Origin of the sequence: Amycolatopsis sp. DSM 110486 (genome assembly GCF_019468465.1) — a bacterium.
In the GTDB taxonomy this organism is placed as follows: Bacteria; Actinomycetota; Actinomycetes; order Mycobacteriales; family Pseudonocardiaceae; genus Amycolatopsis.
Window position 1 is genome coordinate 6,910,472 of sequence record NZ_CP080519.1, and the last position, 17,137, is coordinate 6,927,608.

Below are 17,137 nucleotides of genomic sequence, written 5' to 3' on the forward strand. Positions count from 1 at the left end.
TCGTCGGACGGCGCCGACAGCCTGGGCAACCCCTATCCGCAGGACGGCCTTTCCGCCCGCCGAGCGGCGGAATCCGGCGCCGCGACTTGGTCAACTGCGGGGCGCGTTAGGGGTGTGCGCCGTGGTGGGCCGGGAGCACGCTGGACTCGGGTACCGGTCTGGATGTTCCGAGCGGGTTCGACGCGCGTCGGCGTGATCGACGGCGACCAGGCGACGCAGCCGGCAGGTCGCCTAGACGCGCCGGCGGGAAACCGTCGCGCGCGCCCGTTCGCGGTCGTCGGGTGGAGGGGATGACGCGTGAACGCGTTCGATGCGAATCCGGTGTTCGCCGCAGTGGCGCCTCGTGCGGGCCGGGGGTGGTCGGCACCGCGGTGCCGGGCCCGGCCGGAAGGGCGCGAGGGCCGGACAGGCCGGTCGTGCTGAACCTTCCGGAGTCGGCCTTCGTGTCGGATCCGCCGGTGCGGGCCACGGAGACCTTTCCCGAGGCGTTGCGCCGTCTGCGAAAACGGGCCGGCATGACCCAGCAGGAGCTGGCCGACTTCGCCACGTTGAGCGTGCGCGCCATTCGCAACCTCGAACAGGACCGGGTGCGTCGGCCGCGCGCGGAGACGGTGAAGCTCCTCGCGGACGCGCTGCGGCTGCCGGCGGAGGACCGGCGGCTCCTGGAAACCCTGGCGCGGGGCGGCGATGTCGTGGCCGAGCCGCCGCCGTACCCGCCGTTGCGGCTGGCCGAGCCGCGCCCGCGCGACGGCGAGATCCACTTCCTGGCCCGGTTGCTCGTCGAGGCGCGGCGCCGCAAGCTCGTGTCGACCGAGTGCGGCGGTGCCGAATCCCGCGGCGAGACCGTGATCGCCGCGACGCGGGGCGACGGGACCGACGGCGAGTGGCGGGTGCTGTGGGTGGTCTCCACCCCGGATCCCGGCGCGGACGACGGCACCGGGACGTCACGATGACGAACGCCGGTGCGGCCGAACTTCCGCGCCTTGTGCCCGCTCAACTGCCGGTCCGGCCGAATCGCCGTCGCTACGTTGGAAACAGCGGCCGATCGCGGGCGGATCCCTCGGCGCGGCCGACGCGGCAGGAGCCTCGTGTGCCCGGCTGCCGACCAAAGTGGGTCCGCGGGGCCGGATCGGCGCGCGGACGCGCCTGACCACTCGACCTCTGAGGTGTGATCATGGTGGTGCCGACAGCCGGGCTGGCCGACGTCTCGCTCCGAGAGGTCTGGACCAGCATGGCGGTGGTCAGCGAAGCCCAGGAGTTCCGCCCGGTGCCGAAGGTGGGCGACGGCTTCGCCCGGGCGTTGCGGATCGTGCACGACGCACTGCTCGGGCCGAGCGGCGGGGCCGGCCGGCCGGTCCCCTCGGCCGGCGCGATCTTCCCGTACGACGTCCTGGTGCTGACTGACGAGCCGGGCTCCGCTCCGGGTCTTTTCCGCGTCGACGCGGTGCGCCGCGCCTGTGTGCGGCTGCTTCTGCCGGCTCCGGCCCTGCGCGCAGTGGTCCAGGCCATGCCGCGGGCGGCCGGTGTGACCCGTGACGTGTGGGCGATCCTGCTGTCCCGGCCGTGGCTTTCGGTGCGCAAGTACGGGCCGCGCGGGTACCTCTACGCGCAGCTCGACACCGGGCACGCCGCGACCAGCCTGCTGGGTGGCGCACTGGCGACCGGCCCCGCGGAGCTGCACCTGAAACTCGCGCGCCGACAGATCCAGAAGGCGTTGTGGGGACTGCTGCCGTTTCGCGAGCCGCACTCGGTGCTGGCCATCGGCCCGGCGCCGGTCGAGGCCGGACCCGACCTGCTGCCGGTGGTCGAACCACTGCACGCGGTGCGGACCGACTCCCACGGCGATCTCGAGCGCTTCGGCTGGGCGATGCTGCCGGACGGACTGGCCACCGGTGCCGACACCCCCGGCACCTCGGCGGCGGTCCCGACGTCCGTGGTCCCGGGCGCCGGGCCGGGGATCCCGGCGGGGGACTGGCTGAGGTGGACCCGCGCGAGGCGGTCCTGCAACCAGTTCCGGGCCCGGCCCGTCGCCGGCTCCGCCCTGTCCGACGCGCTCGGGGCGCTCGGCACCAGGCTGGTCACGGACCTCGACGGCGCGCCGTCGGAGCTGCGCCTGACCCTCGTGGTCACCACCGACGAGGTCGCCGCCGCGTGTCGCGCGGCCTGGCGCGGCACGGGCGTGGACGTCGTGGTGTCGGCGCCGGCCGACGACCCCGACCACATCCGCCGGCTGTGCATGGGGCAGCGCCACCTCGGTGGCGCCAAGGCGTTCCTGGTGTGCCATGTGGACGGACGGACCACCCTCGGCCGTGGCAGCACCCAGGTTTTCCGCGAAGCGCTCTTCCGCGCCGCCGCGGCGGCGCACCTCGTCTACCTCGGCGCCGCACGGGCCGGGGTGGCGGTGACCTCGGTCGGCGGCTACGACATCGACGGCTGGCGGCTCCTGGCGGGCCTGGGACCGGACGACGAACCGGTGTACCTGATGGCACTCGGCGAGGACGGTGCCGGTCGCGTCAAGCAGGACCGCGCCGCGATCGCCTACGCCCACGGTGAATGAGACGAGAGGAGCCGAGGACATGACTGTGCTCGACCAGGTGCTCACCGAGCACTTCGCCCGCCACCGTGACGCCGCCCTGGTCGCGGACACGCGGGGCGTGCTCACCGGGGCCGAGCTGGCCGGCGCTGCCGGGCGCTTCGCGGCGGAAGCCGCCGCCTGGTGGAACGGCACCGGTGCCACCCGCCGTGACGGCAGGGTCCGGGTGCTCGTGTCGGCCGCGAACTCCGCGGCCTACGTCGCCGCCTACGCCGGGATCCTGCACGCCGGCGCGGTTCCGTTCCTGATCGACCCGGCGCTGGGCGGCGACGAGTTCACCAGCGTGGTCGAAAGCTGCGGGATCGACGTCGTGCTGCACGACCGCGATCTGCCCGCGACAGCGCGACCGGGCGCCCGCACGGAGCTCGGCGGCTTCCGGCTCACCGAGGTCGCCGGCGGTCCGCGGCCGGAGCTGCTCGCCGGCACCGAGGTCTGCCGGTTCACCTCCGGCACCAGCGGGACACCGAACTGCATCGAGTTCTCCGGCACCGCGGTCCACAACGCCGCCGTCGCCTGGAAGGAGGCGACGGCACTGGCACCCGCCGACCGGGTGCTGTGCTTCGCCGGTCTGTTCAACGGGTTGGCCTACAACACTTCCCTGCTCGCCTCGATCCTCGCCGGCGCGTGTCTGTGGCTGCCGTCGGGGCTGCCCAGCGCCGGGCACGTGACCAGGTTCCTCCGTGAGCTCGCCCCGACCCGGCTGGTGGGGTTCCCTGCGCTGTACGAAGCGTTGCTGCGCAAGGAAGGCGAGGTGCCCGAGCTCGCCGGGGTCCGGGTGGCGCTGTCCTCGGCCGCGCCACTGAGCGAGCAGACCGCCCAGGACCTGCTGCGGCGCCACGGCCTGGCCGTCTCGAACTACTACGGGATCGCCGAGGCCGGGCCGCTGACCTTCGACCCGGTACCCACCCCGGAGGGTGGGCTCGGCCTGCCTCTGCCCGGCGTGCGGTTCCGGCTCGACGACGGCGAGATCAAGGTGCGCAGTGAGTCGATGGGGTCGCGGTACCTCAACGTGCCCGGCGCGTTCGAACGCAAGGTGGGCGCCGACGGGTTCTACGCCACCGCGGACGAGGGCTTCTTCGACGACCGGGGCAGCTTGCACCTGCGCGGCCGGGTCGGCAAGGCGCTGAACATCGCCGGGCGCAAGCTCGACGGCGAGGAGATCCGCCGGGTGGTCCTCGACGCGGGGTGCGCCGACGCCGTCGTCTTCGCCGACCGCAAGAACAACGGCGACCCCGTTCTCGTGGCGGTGGTCGCCGGTGCCGGGGCGCCGGACGAGCGCGCGCTGCGCTCGTGGTGCCACGCGCGGCTGGCCGCGCACAAGGTGCCCGAGCGGTTCGTGCGCGTCGAGGCGATTCCCCGCACCAGCCTCGGGAAGCTGCGGATGGCCGCGGTCCAGGAGTTGTTCCACGAGGCCATCGCGACCTCGCCAGCACGGTGACAAGGAGAAAGACACGATGCCGGACGCCCAGGAGATGTACACCAGCGTCGCGAACCTCGTCGCGGAGTCGAGCGACGGCGTGATGACGGCGGCCGACGCCACGCGCCCGGGCCACACCCTGGTCGAGCTCGGTCTCAGCTCGCTCGCGTACCTGCGCCTGATCGACGCGATCGAAAACCGCTACGGGGTCTACATCGACCTCGAGGAGGCGGCCGGGAAACTGGGCACCGTCGAGCAGATCGTCGACTACATGGTGAGTCAGGGCGCGGTCAGTGGCGCTTGATCCGGCCGGCGACCTGACGGTCGGCATCGTCGGCGTGACGGGCCGGCTCGGTTCGCGGATCGCGAGCGAGTGCGCCGCGCAAGGCATCCCGGTGGTGCTGCGGGCCACCCGCGGCGGCTGGAGCCAGGACGCCGTGCCGTCGGTGGTGATCGACGCCGGTACCGCCGAGGCGCTGCCCGAGACCACGCGGTTCTGCGCGCGCCACGGTGCCGCGCTGGTCGAATGCGTGTCGGCACTGGGCCAGGACGGCCCGGCGCTGCTCGACCGGCTGGCCGAGCGGGTCGCCGTGGTGCGCGCCGTGAACCTCTCCGTGGGGCACTGGCTCCAGCGCCACCTCGTCGCCACCGTCGCGCGGATCGCCGGCGCGCTGCCCGCGACGCCGCGCGCGGCCGTGCTGGAACGGCACACGCCAACCAAACGCGACCGGCCGAGCGCGTCCGCGCTCGCCCTGGCCGGGGTCTGGCGCGACGGCGGGCAGCCGCCGGTCGACGAAGTCGTGTCGCTGAGGGCCGGCCACCCCGTCAGCGAGCACACCGTCCGCCTCGACCTGGAGGACGAGTCACTCGAGCTGCGTCACGACGTTCGCGATCTGCGCGCGGCCGCGTTCGGCGCCGTGACCGCGGCCCGCTGGGCGCACACCGCGGAACCGGGACTGGTTCCGCTGCAGCACCTGTTCGATCGGCTGTTCCTCGAGGAGACAACGTGACCACCACCGACAAACCCGCACTCTCGCGTGAGCTCCGCCCGGTCGACCTGCGGATGCGCGTCCTGGTGTCCCTGGCGGCGCGGTCGCTGTCGCTCGGCGGTCACGACGACTTCAACCAGGGGCAGGTTTCGGCGCGCCTGCCCGGCGCGGACTACATGCTGATCAAGGGCGCCGTGCGCGGTTTCGACGAGTGCTGCCCCGACGACGTCATCGTCGCCCCGATCGACCACCGGATCGCCGCGCACCCGATGGCGCCGCCGGAGCTGCCGCTGCATCAGGCCGTGTACTCGGCCCGGCCGGACGTCAACGCGGTCGTGCACAGCCACGCGCCGCACACGCTGGTGTTCGGGGCCACGGACCTCGAGATGCGCCCGGTTTCCCACGACGGCGCCTACTTCGAGCACCGGTTGCCGAGGTTCACGATGGTCACCAACACCATCCTCGACATCGAAACCGGGCTCGGTGTCGCCGAGGCACTGGGCGACGCCCCGGCGGTGTTGCTACGCAACCACGGTGGTGTCGTCGTGGGCGAGTCGATCAAACACGCGACGGTGCACGCGCACACGCTGGAGCGCGCGTGCGGGCTCCAGCTGATCGCCGAGCAGCAGCCGGGCGGTTACCACTGGTCCCCGCCGAAGGACGTCGAGGCGAAGCGCGAGTACATCTACGCGGACCTGTCCGTGCGGTCGTACTGGGACTACTGCGTCAGCAAGGTGAAGCGCACCTGGCCGGAGGCCCGGACATGGTCGTGACCCCCTGCTTCGCGACCGAGGAGCAGGCCGAGCTCCACACGGTGGTGGCGAAGTTCGCCCGCGACGAGCTGCCGGCGCGGGCCGGCGAGGCGGAGGAAGCGGCGCGCTTCCCGCGAGAGCTCGTCCGGCACGCGCTCGGCCTCGGCGTCGCGGCTGTGCCGTTCGACGCGCGGTGGGGCGGCGGCGGGCAGCCGTACGTCTTTTTCCTCCAGCTGCTGGAAGAACTGGCCCACGGCTGGTTCGCCGTGGCCGAATCCGTGCACCTGCAGGTCCTCGCCTCCCACGGCCTCGCCGCGTTCGGCACCGAGGAGCAACGCGAGAGCGTGCTCACCCGGTTGCTGACCGGCGAGCTGCTGGGCGCCACCTGCATGTCCGAGGCTGCGGCCGGCTCGGACCTCGGCGCCGTCGCCACCCGCGCCGAGCTCGCCGGCGAGGCGTACACCTTGTCGGGCACCAAGTCCTGGGTGAGCCACGGCGGGGTCGCCGACGTCTACAACGTCTACTGCCGCACCGGCTCGGGAACCGGGCTGGCCGGGCTTTCGTGCCTGCTGGTGGACGCGACGGCCGACGGGGTGCACCCCCAGCGGCACGAACGCAAGATGGCGGTGAACACCGTGCCCACGGCGCAGATCGTGTTCGACGACGTCCGGGTGCCGGCGGGCCGGCTCGTCGGGCGGCGCGGCCGCGGCATGCTGGTCGCGGCCCACGTGTTCGACCACGGCCGGCTCGGCATCTCGGCGTGCGCGGTCGGCCTCGCGCAGGCCGCGCTCGACGAGGCCGTGGCGTACGCGAAGCAGCGCACCGAGTCCGGCCGGCCCTTGATCGCCGCCCAGGGCACCGCGTTCCTGCTGGCCGACCTGGCCACGCAGGTCGCCGCCGCGCGGGCCCTGCTGCACGCCACCGCCCGCCTCAAGGACACCGGACGTCCGTTCTCCACCGAGGCGGCCAAGTCCAAGCTCTTCGCCACCGACACCGCCGTGCGGGTGACCACCGACGCGATGCAGGTCCTCGGCGACGACGGCTACACGCGCGACTTCCCGCTCGAGCGGTACCTGCGGGAGGCCAAGCTGCTCCAGATCATCGAAGGCACCAACCAGATCCAGCGCAACGCCGTCGCGGCGAGCCTGTGACCCGCCCGTACCCCGAGAGGAAAGCCATGTCTTCGTTGCGTTTCGGTGCCTTCATGTCGCCCCTGCACCCCGTCGGGGAGGATCCCACTCTGCTGCTGCAGAGAGATCTCGAGATCGTCCAGCGGCTGGACGAGCTGAACTACGACGAGGTCTGGATCGGTGAGCACCACTCGTCCGGCTGGGGATCCATTTCCTCCCCGGAGGTCGTCCTCGCCGCCGCCGCCGAGCGCACCCGCCGGATCCGCGTGGCCACCGGGGTCACGGCGCTGCCCTACCACCACCCGTTCATGGTGGCCGAGCGGGCGGTGCAGCTGGACCACCTGACACGGGGCCGGTTCATGCTCGGGGTGGGAGCCGGCTCGGTCATCGGTGACATGCACATGATGGGCGTCGCGCCCGCCGACACCCGCCGCCGCACGGAACAGTCCCTCGAAGTGATCGTGCGGCTGCTGCGCGGGCACGTCGTCACCCACTCCACCGACTGGTTCGCCCTGGCGGACGGCCGGCTGCAGCTGCAGCCGTTCACGCCGGGCGGGTTCGAGATCGCCGTGGCGAGCGCCGCGTCGCCGTTCGGCATGCGCCTGGCCGGGCGGCTGGGTGTCTCGGCCCTCTCGCACGCGGCGCCGCCGTGGGGCGCGATGCGCGCGGGGCACGGGATCGGTGTGGAGAAGCTGGCGGGACAGTGGCAGCACCTCGCCGAAGCGGCGGACGCGGCGGGCCACGAGGCGTCGCGCTCGAGGTGGCGGCTCGCCGTCCCGGTCCACGTCGCGCACTCCCGCGACGAAGCCGTCGAGCAGGTGTACGGCGGCTGGCTGCGCCAGCGCGTGGAGCTGTGGACGGAAACGATGGGCATGCCCATGGGGCGCGGGGATGCTGCGGCCCGCAAGGCATTCGAGTCCACGGTCGACGCCGGCGGTATCATTCTCGGCGACGTGGACGACTGTGTCGCAGGTGTTCAGAAGCTGCAGGAAGCCAGTGGGGGATTCGGAACTTTGCTGCTGTCGATCCAGCATTGGGCCCGCCACGAGCACACCGTGGAAAGCCTCGACCTCTTCGCCCGCCACGTCGCTCCCCGCTTCACCGGTTCCGCCGAGGGCCTGCGCGCCTCGCAGAGCTGGGCGGCGGCCAGCAAGGCGATTTTCCAGCGGGAGAACCACGAAGCCCGCACCCAGGTGACCAGCGGACAGGAGACCGCCCGATGACGCAGGTCGAACCGAAGGCCCCAGGCCGTACCCGCATCGGGCGGGACCTCTGGATCCTCACGTTCTGCCAGTTCCTCTACTACGGCGGCACGAGCGTCGACCTGACCCTCACGGCCGTCGTGGGCCTGCACCTGGCCCCCACCCCGGCACTGGCGACGGCGCCGCTGACCGCGATGACGACGGTCGCGGTGATCGCCTCGTACGGGACCGGTGTGCTGGCCGCCCGGTTCGGCCACCGGCAGGTGCTCGCCGTCGGCGCGTTCCTCGCTGTGGTCGGCGGGCTCGTCTCGGTCTACGCCACCATCACCGGGTCCTTCTGGGTGCTCTGCGCCGGCACCGCGATCGTCGGCCTGTACAAGGCGACGGGCGGCTACTTCCGGTACCTGGCCACGGATCTCGCACCCGAGCACCAGCGGGAGCGGGCACTGAGCATCGTGCTGACCGGCGGCGTGCTGGCGGCGATCATCGGCCCGCTCGCGGCCACCTGGGCCAGCGACCTGTTCCGGGCCGAGTTCGCGGGGTCCTACCTCCTGGTGGCCATCCTCGGTGCCGTGACGGTGCCACTGGTGATGGCGGTCCGCAGCCCCGCGCGGCGGCGCGCGGCCACCGCCGTGGCCGCTGCCGCCACCACGGCCGCGGCCGTGGTGCAGGTTCGCGTGCGCGAGGTGGTCCGCACCAGCAACTTCATCGTCGCGTTCGCGCTGCTGGCGGTGTCGGGCGGGGTGATGACGCTGTTGATGGCCGTCGGGCCGATCGGCAGCGAGCACGCCGGGCACACCCTCGGCGAGGGCGCCATGGTGATCCAGTGGCACCTGATCGGCATGTTCGCGCCGTCACTGATCAGCGGCAAGCTCGTGTCCCGCTGGGGCGCCGACCGCACCGGCCTCATCGGCGCCGCGGTGCTGCTCGCGGGTGCGGTCGTCGGCGCGTCCGGCCTCGGCCTGACCGCCTTCACGGTGTCGCTCGGCCTCGTCGGCGTGGGCTGGAACCTGCTCTACGTCGCGGGAACCGCGTTCGTGATCCGCACCTACCCGGCCGGCGGCGGCGGGCGGGTGCAGGGGGTCATGGAGGCGACGACCGCCGTCGTGTCGGGTGCGGCTTCCTTCTCCGCCAGCCCGATCTTCCTGTCGCTGGGCTGGCAGGGCACCAACGTCGCCGCGGGTCTGTTCCCACTGGTGCTCGTGATCGCCATGGTTTTCGTGTACCGCAACGGTCGCCGGCAGAAGGCGCTCGAACCGCAACTCGGCTGACGGGAAGCGAAAGGGGGCTCGCGGAGGTTCCGCGAGCCCCGTTCGCCGTTCGGCCGTCAGGCCGGGAAACGCCGGCCGTGCAGGAGCGCGTGCATGCCGAGCAGCACACCGCGGACGTGCTCGGCCGTGGTGTCCCTGGCTCGCAGGCGGAACGTGACACCCGCCTTGCCGTGGTCGATGGCGCGCAGGTAGAAACGCGGGCCGATGGCGTGGAACGGCTCGGCCCAGGTGATCCGCGGCTCCGTGTCGTCGAGCGGGTCGATGGCTGCGTCGGTGGTGAAGAAGTTGAACGACCACACGGATTCCGGTTCCGAGCCGGCCGCGGTGACGCGCGTCCGCAGCTCGGCGACGCGGTCGAGGTCGTAGACGCCGAGGCGGTAGGCCTGGAGGCCGAGCTGGTTGACGCGGACGATCACGTCGTCGAACGGTTCGCCCGGCTCTGCGTCGACCTGGGTCGGCGCCCAGGAGTTCAGCGATGTGACGTACTGCTGCAGGCGCGCGGAAAACCGGTTGGAGGAGATCAGCCGGACCGGCAGCGACCACGTGTCGTGGACGTGGCCGGCAGCGACCAGGTACGCGCTCAGCAGCACCGAAGAGAGCGACACGCCCAACCGGTCGGCCGTCTCCTGTGCGGCCACTCGGGCGGTCTCCGAGCTGAGCGCGGCGAGCAGCACGGGGGAGTCGTGCTCGGCGAACGGCCCGCCGCCGGCGCCGGCCGGCGCGGGGGTGGCGTAGGTGGCCGTGAGCATGCGTTCCCAGTGCCGCAGGGCGGCGTCGTGCTTGGCGCGGAACTTCTCGGAGCGCTGCTCGTTCGCGAGGTCCACGAGGTGGTAGGCGGCCTCGGCCGGCGCGGGTGCTCCCGGGCCGGTGAGCTCGGCCAGCACCTCCTCGCACAGCAGCCGGCGGCTGAACGCGTCGGCGGTGATGTGATGGTTGGCGAAGACGATGTGGCCGGCACGGAACCCGTCGGTCACGATTCGCGCCCGCCAGCTGAAGTCGCTGCGCAGGTCGAACGGTTCGCGCGCCGCCTCGTCGGCCACCTCGCCCAGCTCGGCCCGTTCGGCGGTGACGACCTCGACGTCGAGCGGCCCGCCCGGTGCGTTCACGGTCTGCGTGGGGTTCTTCTTGTCGGTGAGGTCGTAGGTGGTCCGCAACGAGTCGTGCCGGGCGGCGACGACGTCGAACGCGGCGCGGACCCGGTCGGTGCTCACCGGGACCGGAACCGGCCACAGCTCGGCGCCGTTCGGCTCGTGCCACCGGTGTCTCGGGTGGAACTCGACGTCACGCCAGCAGGAAAGCTGTCCGAACGTCAAGGGCCCGGTCAGGGTTCCGGATGGTTTCATGGTGTCCTCGTGGTCGTCGAATCTCCCTCGCCTGTTCATTGATAGCGCGGCAGCCGGGTCCCGGGCGGCAGCTTGGCGCACGGATAACTGCCGCCGGAGTGCCCGCCTTGCTGCCGGATGGTGCGGCGGCGCCGAACCTAGATTTTTCAGGGTGCGTAGCTCATCCGGTGCCGACGAGTTCGAGCCCGCTCTAGTCGGCGAAGGCGCCCCGGGCGCCGAATGGCAGTCGATCGCGCTGGCCACCCGGCTCCCGTGTGGGGTGCCGGGCGAAAGAGCGTGGCTGGGCGCTTGGGCGATCGCACTGGGCGCCACCCTGGGCCGCACCGAGGTCTGCTTCGGCGCAGGCGAGGACACCGTGTTCGCCCACCTCGATCCCGACCGCACGGTGGCCGAGCTGCTCACCGGTCTGGACCACCGCAGTGGACACAGGAAAGGGCGCTACGACACGGCTTTCGGGGAGAGCGGCGACAAGGACGTGGTCGTGGTCGTCGACCGGGGTGTGCTGCGCCACCGCACGGACGCCGCCCGGGCCCGGTCGCTGGCCGTGCGTCTCGAACTCGCACTGGCGGCCGTCGTCACCACCCCCGGCGCCCGCCTGCGGGAGCTCGACCTGCTCACCCGGCAGGAACGCGAAGATGCGCTCGTGGGCTGGCAGGGCGAGGTCGTCGAGCTGCCGGCCACGACGCTGCCGGACCTGATCACCGAGACCGTCCGGCGTGTGCCCGCCGCGACCGCGCTGCGTTTCGAGGGTGCCTCGGTCACCTACGCCGAGCTGGCGGCGCGCGCCAACCGGCTGGCTCACCACCTGAGCGCGCTCGGGGCCGGGCCGCGAAGCGTGGTGGCGGTGGCCGTCCCGCGGTCGGTGGAGCTGGTCGTCGCCCTGCTGGCGGTGCACAAACTGGCCGCCGCCTACCTGCCGCTCGACCGCGACCACCCGCGCGAGCGGCTGGCGACGGTGCTCGAGGAGGCGCGGCCCGCAGTGGTCCTGACCACCGGCCCGGAGGCCGATCTGCCGGACGGTCACCCGGTGCTGGCGCTGGACGACCCCGCCGTGGTGGCTGCGCTCGAGGCCGAACCTGAGACACCTCCGTCGATCCGCGTGGCCGGGGACGACCCGGCCTACGTCATCTACACCTCCGGGTCGACCGGGCGGCCCAAGGGTGTCGTGGTCACCCACGCGGCGATCGTGAACCGGTTGCTGTGGATGCAGTCGCGCTACCCGCTCACCGAGTCGGACCGGGTCGTGCAGAAGACCCCGATCACCTTCGACGTGTCGGTGCCGGAACTGTTCGGCCCGCTGATCGCCGGCGCGGTGCTCGTGCTCGCGCGCCCGGGCGGGCACCGGGATCCGGCCTACCTCGCCGGGCTTTTCACCGGTGAAGGTGTGACGTGCGCACATTTCGTGCCGTCGATGCTCCAGGTCTTCCTGCAGGACCCGGCAGCCGCGCGCTGCGCCTCGCTGCGCCGGATCTCCTGCAGCGGCGAAGCGCTGTCTCCGCAGACCCGGGACCGGTGCCTGGCGCTGCTCGACGTGCAATTGCTGAACCTTTACGGGCCGACGGAGGCCGCGGTCGAGGTGACCTACTGGGACTGCGGCGGCGACGAGCCCGGCGCACCGGTGCCGATCGGGCTGCCGGTCTGGAACACGAGGCTGTACGTGCTGGACGCGGTGTCCCGGCCCGTCCCGGTGGGAGTTCCCGGCGAGCTGTACCTCGCGGGCGCCCAGCTCGCCATCGGGTACCTCAACCGTCCGGACCTGACCGAGGAACGGTTCGGCTCCGATCCGTTCGGTCCGCCGGGCAGCCGCATGTACCGGACCGGTGACGTGGTCCGCCGGCGCGCCGACGGAGTGGTCGAGTACCTCGGGAGGGCCGACGACCAGGTGAAGATCCGCGGCTTCCGCGTGGAGCTCGGCGAGGTCGAGTCCGTGGTGCGGCGGGCGCCGGGGGTGGTTCACGCCGCCGTCGTCGTGCGCCCGGACCGGTTCGGTGAGCCGCGGATCGTGGCCTACCCGGTGTCCGCCGGTGGTGTCCTCGACGTGGCGGCGCTGCGCGCGTTCGTCGCGGGCGTGGTGCCCGACTACATGGTGCCCGCTGCGTTCGTCCGGCTCGACGAATTGCCGGTGACCGCCAACGGCAAGCTGGACCGCAAGCGGCTGCCCGAACCGGCCGCCGTGGCGACGGGCGCCGGCGGCAGTGCGCGGACCGAACGCGAGGCACAGCTGTGCCGGCTGTTCTCCGACGTGCTCGAACTGCCGGGGATCGGTGTGGGGGACGACTTTTTCGCGCTCGGCGGGCAGTCCCTGCTTGCCGTGCGGCTGCTGAGCCGGATCCGGACCGTGCTGGGCGCCGACCTCGACCTGGCCACGGTGTTCGACGCGCCGACCCCGGCGGAGCTCGCACGTGCCCTCGATGCCGCGGCCCCCCGGCCGGAGCGCCGTGCGTTGCGGCCGGCCTCCCGACCGGAGCGTGTTCCCCTTTCCGCGGCCCAGCGGGGGATGTGGTTGCTGAACCGGTTGGAGGGCCCCAGCGCCACCTACAACATCCCGCTGTCGTTGACCCTGCGCGGCCCGCTCGACGTGACGGCGCTCGGGGCGGCACTGCGGGAACTGGTGACCCGGCACGAGATCCTGCGCACCGGCTACCGCGAGATCGACGGCGCGCCGGTCCAGGTCGTGCGGGAGCCCCGGATTCCGCTCGACGTTGTGCGCGCCGAGCCGGCGGGGCTGGCCGACCGGGTGCGCGTCGAAGCGCGGCGGCCGTTCGACCTCACACGCGACCCGGTCGTCCGGGCGACCTTGTTCGCGGTCACCGAGGAGCACCACGTGCTGCTGCTCGTCGTGCACCACATCGCCGGCGACGGCTGGTCGATCCGCCCGATCGCCGACGATCTCGCCGCCGCGTACCTTTCCGAAGTGGACGGAGTACCCGCGTCGCGGCCACCGCTTCCGATTCAATACGCGGATTACGCGCGCTGGCAGGCGGAAACGCTCGAACCGGTGCTGGCGGAGCAGCTGTCCTATTGGGAACGCCGGCTTGCCGGAGCGCCGGCCGAACTCGCCTTGCCTGCCGACCGGCCGCGGCCGGCAGGCGGGGAGAGTTCGGCCCACCGGGCTGGCCTGGTCGAGTTCACCGTGGACGCCACCGTCACCGGCCGGCTGCGCGAGCTCGCAACCCGGCATCGGGTCACGCTGTTCATGGTCCTGCACGCGGGCCTCGCCGCGCTGCTCACCCGGCTCGGCGCGGGCGAAGACCTGCCGATCGGCTCGGTGGTCGCGGGCCGGCCGGACGAGGCGCTGGAGGAGCTGGTCGGCTTCTTCGTCAACACCCTCGTCCTGCGGACCGACACCAGCGGGAACCCGGGGTTCGGCGAGCTGCTCGACCGGGTCCGGGAGGCGGACCTGGCCGCGTTCCGATACCAGGACGCGCCGTTCGACCTCGTCGTCGAACGGCTCAACCCCCCTCGCCCGCCGGGCCGGCACCCGCTGTTCCAGACGATGCTCGTGCTCCAGAACACCGCGACGGCCGGGTTCGGCGCGGGCGCGCTGACCGGCGAGGTCGAGGAACTCCCGGTCGGCGAAGCGAAGTTCGACCTGTGCGTCACCTTCACCGAGCACCCGACCGGGCTGGCGGCGGTGCTCGAATACGCCACAGACCTGTTCGACGAGGAGACCGCGGACCTGCTCGCGACCGCCCTGCGGGACGTGCTGGCCGAGCTGGCCACCGCTCCGGACACTCGGGTCGGTGAACTGGCCGTGCCCGAGGAACTCGTCGGCCGCGGCACACCGCCGGTCGCGGAACCGGCCGGCACGGCGGCGGTCGTCACGGGACCGCCACGCACCGCGCAGGAGGAGCTCCTGCTGGCCGCGTTCCGGGACCTGCTCGGCCGGCCCGACATCGACCTGGGCGGCAACTTCTTCGAGTTCGGCGGGTACTCGCTGCTCGCCGTCCGCCTGGTCAGCCGGGTGCGCGCCGTGCTCGGCGTCGACCTGACGGTGCGGCAGCTGTTCGAGACTCCGACTGTCGCGGGCCTCGCGGGCTACCTGCGGGGCGCGTCCGGGCCCAGCCGGCCCGCGCTCACCCGGCAGCCGGCCGAGCCGGACCAGATCCCGCTTTCCCACGCACAGCAACGGCTTTGGTTCCTCAACCACGTGAGCGGGCCGACCGGCACGTACAACGTGCCCTGGGCGTTCCGCGCCCGCGGCCCGCTCGACCTGGCCGCCCTGCGCGCCGCGGTCCGCGACGTGGTCACGAGGCACGAGCCGCTGCGCACGGTCTTTCCCGACGTGGCCGGTGTGCCCGCGCAGCGGCTGCTCGATCCCGGTGAGGTCACCGTGGCCGTGGTCGACGGGGACGCCGACCTGGTCTTCCGGCAGCACGCCGGGCGCGGGTTCGACCTCGCGGTGGACGCACCCCTGCGGGTGACGGTGATCGTGGTGGCACCGGATGAGCACGTCGTGCTGTTCGTGATGCACCACATCGCGGTCGACGGCTGGTCGTTGAACGTGCTCGCGCGTGACTTCGCCACCGCGTACCGGGCGCGGCTCGGCGGCAACGCGCCCGGCTGGTCCGAGCTGCCCGTCCGATACGTCGACTACACCGCCTGGCAGGACCGGCTGGACACCACCGAGGGGCTCGCCTACTGGCGGCGCGCGCTGGCCGGGTCGCCGGACACGATCGCGCTGCCCACGTCCGGGGACCGGCCGGACGCGCCGGCCGGGGAGGTCCGCCTCGCGCTCGGCACCGGTGCCCACGCCGGTCTGCAGGAGCTGGCCCGGGCGCACGGCGTGACGCTGTTCATGGTGCTGCAGGCCGCGGTCGCCGTGGTGCTCACCCGGACCGGGTCGGGCACGGACCTCCCGATCGGCACCGCCGTCGCGGGCCGTGCCGACGACGCGCTGGCCGACCTCGTCGGCTTCTTCGTCAACACCCTCGTGCTGCGCGTGGACACCTCCGGCGAGCCGTCGTTCGCCGGGTTGCTCGAGCGGGTGCGCGAGGTCGACCTCGCCGCCTACGTCCACGAGGATCTTCCGTTCGACCGGCTCGTCGAGGCGCTCAACCCGCACCGGTCGGGCACGAACCAGGCGTTGTTCCAGGTCAGCGTGGTGCTCAACGAGGGCGATCCGCTGCCCCCGCGGCTGCCCGGACTCGTCGTGACGCCCGGGCCCGAGGCGGGCCCGACGGCGAAGTTCGACCTGGCCTTCACCTTCACCGAGCGGGACGGCTTGGCGGGCCTCGTGGAATACAGCACGGGCCGCTTCGACGCCGCGACCGTCACGGTGCTGGCCGAGTGCGTGAGCGCCGTGCTCGAAGCGGTGCTGCGCGCACCGGACGTGCCGATCGGCGAGATCGACCTGCCGAGGCTGCCTGCGCGGGCTGCCGGGCCGGTGACGCGGCAGCGGACGGCCGGCCCCGAGGTGATCGCCGACCCGGAGGTGACCGAGGCGCTGCGCCGCCTGTTCGCCGACGTGCTGGAACGCGCGGACGTGGACCCGCACGACAACTTCTTCGAGCTGGGCGGCTATTCGCTCACCGCCGCCCGGCTGGTGGGCACGATCCGCCGGTCGCTGGGCACGGACGTCGCCGTACGGACCCTCTTCGAGGCGCCGACCCCGGTCGCGCTGGCCGCGCGGCTGGGTGCCGACCGCCGGACCGAACGGGCGAGCTCGCTCGAGCCCGTGTTCGCCTTGCGTGCCACCGGATCCGGAACCCCGCTGTTCTGCGTGGCCCCGGCGGCGGGCATCGGCTGGGTCTACTCCGGACTGCTGGGGTGGCTCGGGGCAGGCAACCCGGTGTTCGCGCTGCAGTCGCGAGCGCTCGGGGAACCCGCGGCGCTGGGCGAGAGCGCCGAGGAGATCGTGGCCGGTCACCTGGCGCGGATCCGGGCGGTGCGGCCGCACGGGCCGTACGCCTTGCTCGGCTGGTCGTTCGGCGGCGCGGTCGCGCACCGGCTGGCGGCCCGGCTGCAGGCCGAGGGCGAGGTGGTCGAACTCGTGTCCATTATGGATGGTTACCCGGCGCGTACCGGCCGGCCCCGGGATCCGCAAGACCCTGAGCTGATCGGCGAGCTGCTGGCCTCATTGGGGCTCGACGAGGGCTTGCCGGGACAGGATTTCGTGAAGATCGTGTCCCATGAGGACAGTCCGCTCGCCGGGCTGCCCGAGGACGTCGCGCGCCGCCTGCCGGCCGTCTTCGCCGGCAACGTCGCGGTGGCGGGCCTGCCCGACGACGCGCCGGTCTACACCGGCCCGGTGCTGTTCTTCCTGGCCACCGAGGGCCGCGACGAGACGTTCCCCGAACCGGCCGACTGGGCGCCGTACGTGGCCGGGGAGTTCGAGGTGTGCGAGGTACCGGTGGCCCACGGTGAGCTGACGTCGCCCGCCGCGCTCGCCGTGGTCGGCCCGGAACTCGCGCGGCGGCTGCGCTGACGGCGAAGGGCGC

The 17,137-nt window shown here is 72.9% G+C and carries 11 protein-coding genes; 10 read left to right on the forward strand and 1 reads right to left on the reverse strand.

Features of this window, described 5'->3' with window-relative positions:
- The first annotated feature begins 416 nt into the window (after positions 1-416).
- The 9 genes from K1T34_RS33890 to K1T34_RS33930 all read left to right on the forward strand — a co-directional run bounded on the left by K1T34_RS33890 (position 417) and on the right by K1T34_RS33930 (position 9,354).
- Positions 417-953, forward strand: a complete 537-nt coding sequence (locus K1T34_RS33890; RefSeq protein WP_255637749.1) for a helix-turn-helix transcriptional regulator — start codon at positions 417-419, stop codon at positions 951-953.
- A gap of 221 nt (positions 954-1,174) precedes the next feature.
- Positions 1,175-2,557: a nitroreductase family protein gene (locus K1T34_RS33895; RefSeq protein WP_220238821.1), complete on the forward strand. Its 1,383-nt coding sequence runs from the start codon at positions 1,175-1,177 to the stop codon at positions 2,555-2,557.
- Positions 2,558-2,576: 19 nt separating this feature from the next.
- Positions 2,577-4,031 (forward strand): class I adenylate-forming enzyme family protein, encoded by a 1,455-nt coding sequence (locus tag K1T34_RS33900; RefSeq protein ID WP_220238822.1) that lies wholly within the window; start codon positions 2,577-2,579, stop codon positions 4,029-4,031.
- Between the two features lie 16 nt (positions 4,032-4,047).
- A complete protein-coding gene (locus K1T34_RS33905) occupies positions 4,048-4,314 on the forward strand; it encodes an acyl carrier protein (protein ID WP_220238823.1) in 267 nt (88 codons plus the stop codon).
- Entirely contained in the window at positions 4,304-5,020 is a 717-nt protein-coding gene (locus tag K1T34_RS33910; protein ID WP_220238824.1) for a dihydrodipicolinate reductase C-terminal domain-containing protein, read from the forward strand. Before K1T34_RS33905 ends, K1T34_RS33910 begins: the two co-directional genes overlap by 11 nt.
- A complete protein-coding gene (locus K1T34_RS33915) occupies positions 5,017-5,772 on the forward strand; it encodes a class II aldolase/adducin family protein (protein ID WP_220238825.1) in 756 nt (251 codons plus the stop codon). The genes K1T34_RS33910 and K1T34_RS33915 overlap by 4 nt, the downstream gene beginning before the upstream one ends.
- The gene (locus tag K1T34_RS33920; protein ID WP_220238826.1) at positions 5,763-6,902 is read left to right on the forward strand and encodes an acyl-CoA dehydrogenase family protein; all 1,140 of its coding nucleotides are present in this window, start codon (positions 5,763-5,765) and stop codon (positions 6,900-6,902) included. The genes K1T34_RS33915 and K1T34_RS33920 overlap by 10 nt, the downstream gene beginning before the upstream one ends.
- Before the next feature lie 26 nt (positions 6,903-6,928).
- Positions 6,929-8,104 (forward strand): LLM class flavin-dependent oxidoreductase, encoded by a 1,176-nt coding sequence (locus K1T34_RS33925; protein WP_220238827.1) that lies wholly within the window; start codon positions 6,929-6,931, stop codon positions 8,102-8,104.
- Complete coding sequence (locus tag K1T34_RS33930) at positions 8,101-9,354, forward strand: MFS transporter (protein ID WP_220238828.1); 1,254 nt, start codon at positions 8,101-8,103, stop codon at positions 9,352-9,354. Before K1T34_RS33925 ends, K1T34_RS33930 begins: the two co-directional genes overlap by 4 nt.
- A 56-nt stretch (positions 9,355-9,410) precedes the next feature.
- On the opposite strand, the gene K1T34_RS33935 is transcribed toward K1T34_RS33930, so the two are convergent.
- The gene (locus K1T34_RS33935) at positions 9,411-10,697 is read right to left on the reverse strand and encodes a condensation domain-containing protein (protein ID WP_220238829.1); all 1,287 of its coding nucleotides are present in this window, start codon (positions 10,695-10,697) and stop codon (positions 9,411-9,413) included.
- A 151-nt stretch (positions 10,698-10,848) separates the two neighbouring features.
- Here K1T34_RS33935 and K1T34_RS33940 point away from each other — a divergent pair, with 151 nt between their 5' ends.
- Positions 10,849-17,124 (forward strand): non-ribosomal peptide synthetase, encoded by a 6,276-nt coding sequence (locus K1T34_RS33940; protein ID WP_220238830.1) that lies wholly within the window; start codon positions 10,849-10,851, stop codon positions 17,122-17,124.
- The last annotated feature ends 13 nt before the right edge of the window (positions 17,125-17,137 follow it).

What these genes read in the sequence shown, in the direction of transcription:
- K1T34_RS33920 (WP_220238826.1), top strand. Translation starts at nt 5,763, where the DNA reads ATGGTCGTGACCCCCTGCTTCGCGACCGAGGAGCAGGCCGAGCTCCAC.
- K1T34_RS33925 (WP_220238827.1), top strand. Translation starts at nt 6,929, where the DNA reads ATGTCTTCGTTGCGTTTCGGTGCCTTCATGTCGCCCCTGCACCCCGTC.
- K1T34_RS33905 (WP_220238823.1), top strand. Translation starts at nt 4,048, where the DNA reads ATGCCGGACGCCCAGGAGATGTACACCAGCGTCGCGAACCTCGTCGCG.
- K1T34_RS33935 (WP_220238829.1), bottom strand. Translation starts at nt 10,697, where the DNA reads ATGAAACCATCCGGAACCCTGACCGGGCCCTTGACGTTCGGACAGCTT.
- K1T34_RS33900 (WP_220238822.1), top strand. Translation starts at nt 2,577, where the DNA reads ATGACTGTGCTCGACCAGGTGCTCACCGAGCACTTCGCCCGCCACCGT.
- K1T34_RS33930 (WP_220238828.1), top strand. Translation starts at nt 8,101, where the DNA reads ATGACGCAGGTCGAACCGAAGGCCCCAGGCCGTACCCGCATCGGGCGG.
- K1T34_RS33895 (WP_220238821.1), top strand. Translation starts at nt 1,175, where the DNA reads ATGGTGGTGCCGACAGCCGGGCTGGCCGACGTCTCGCTCCGAGAGGTC.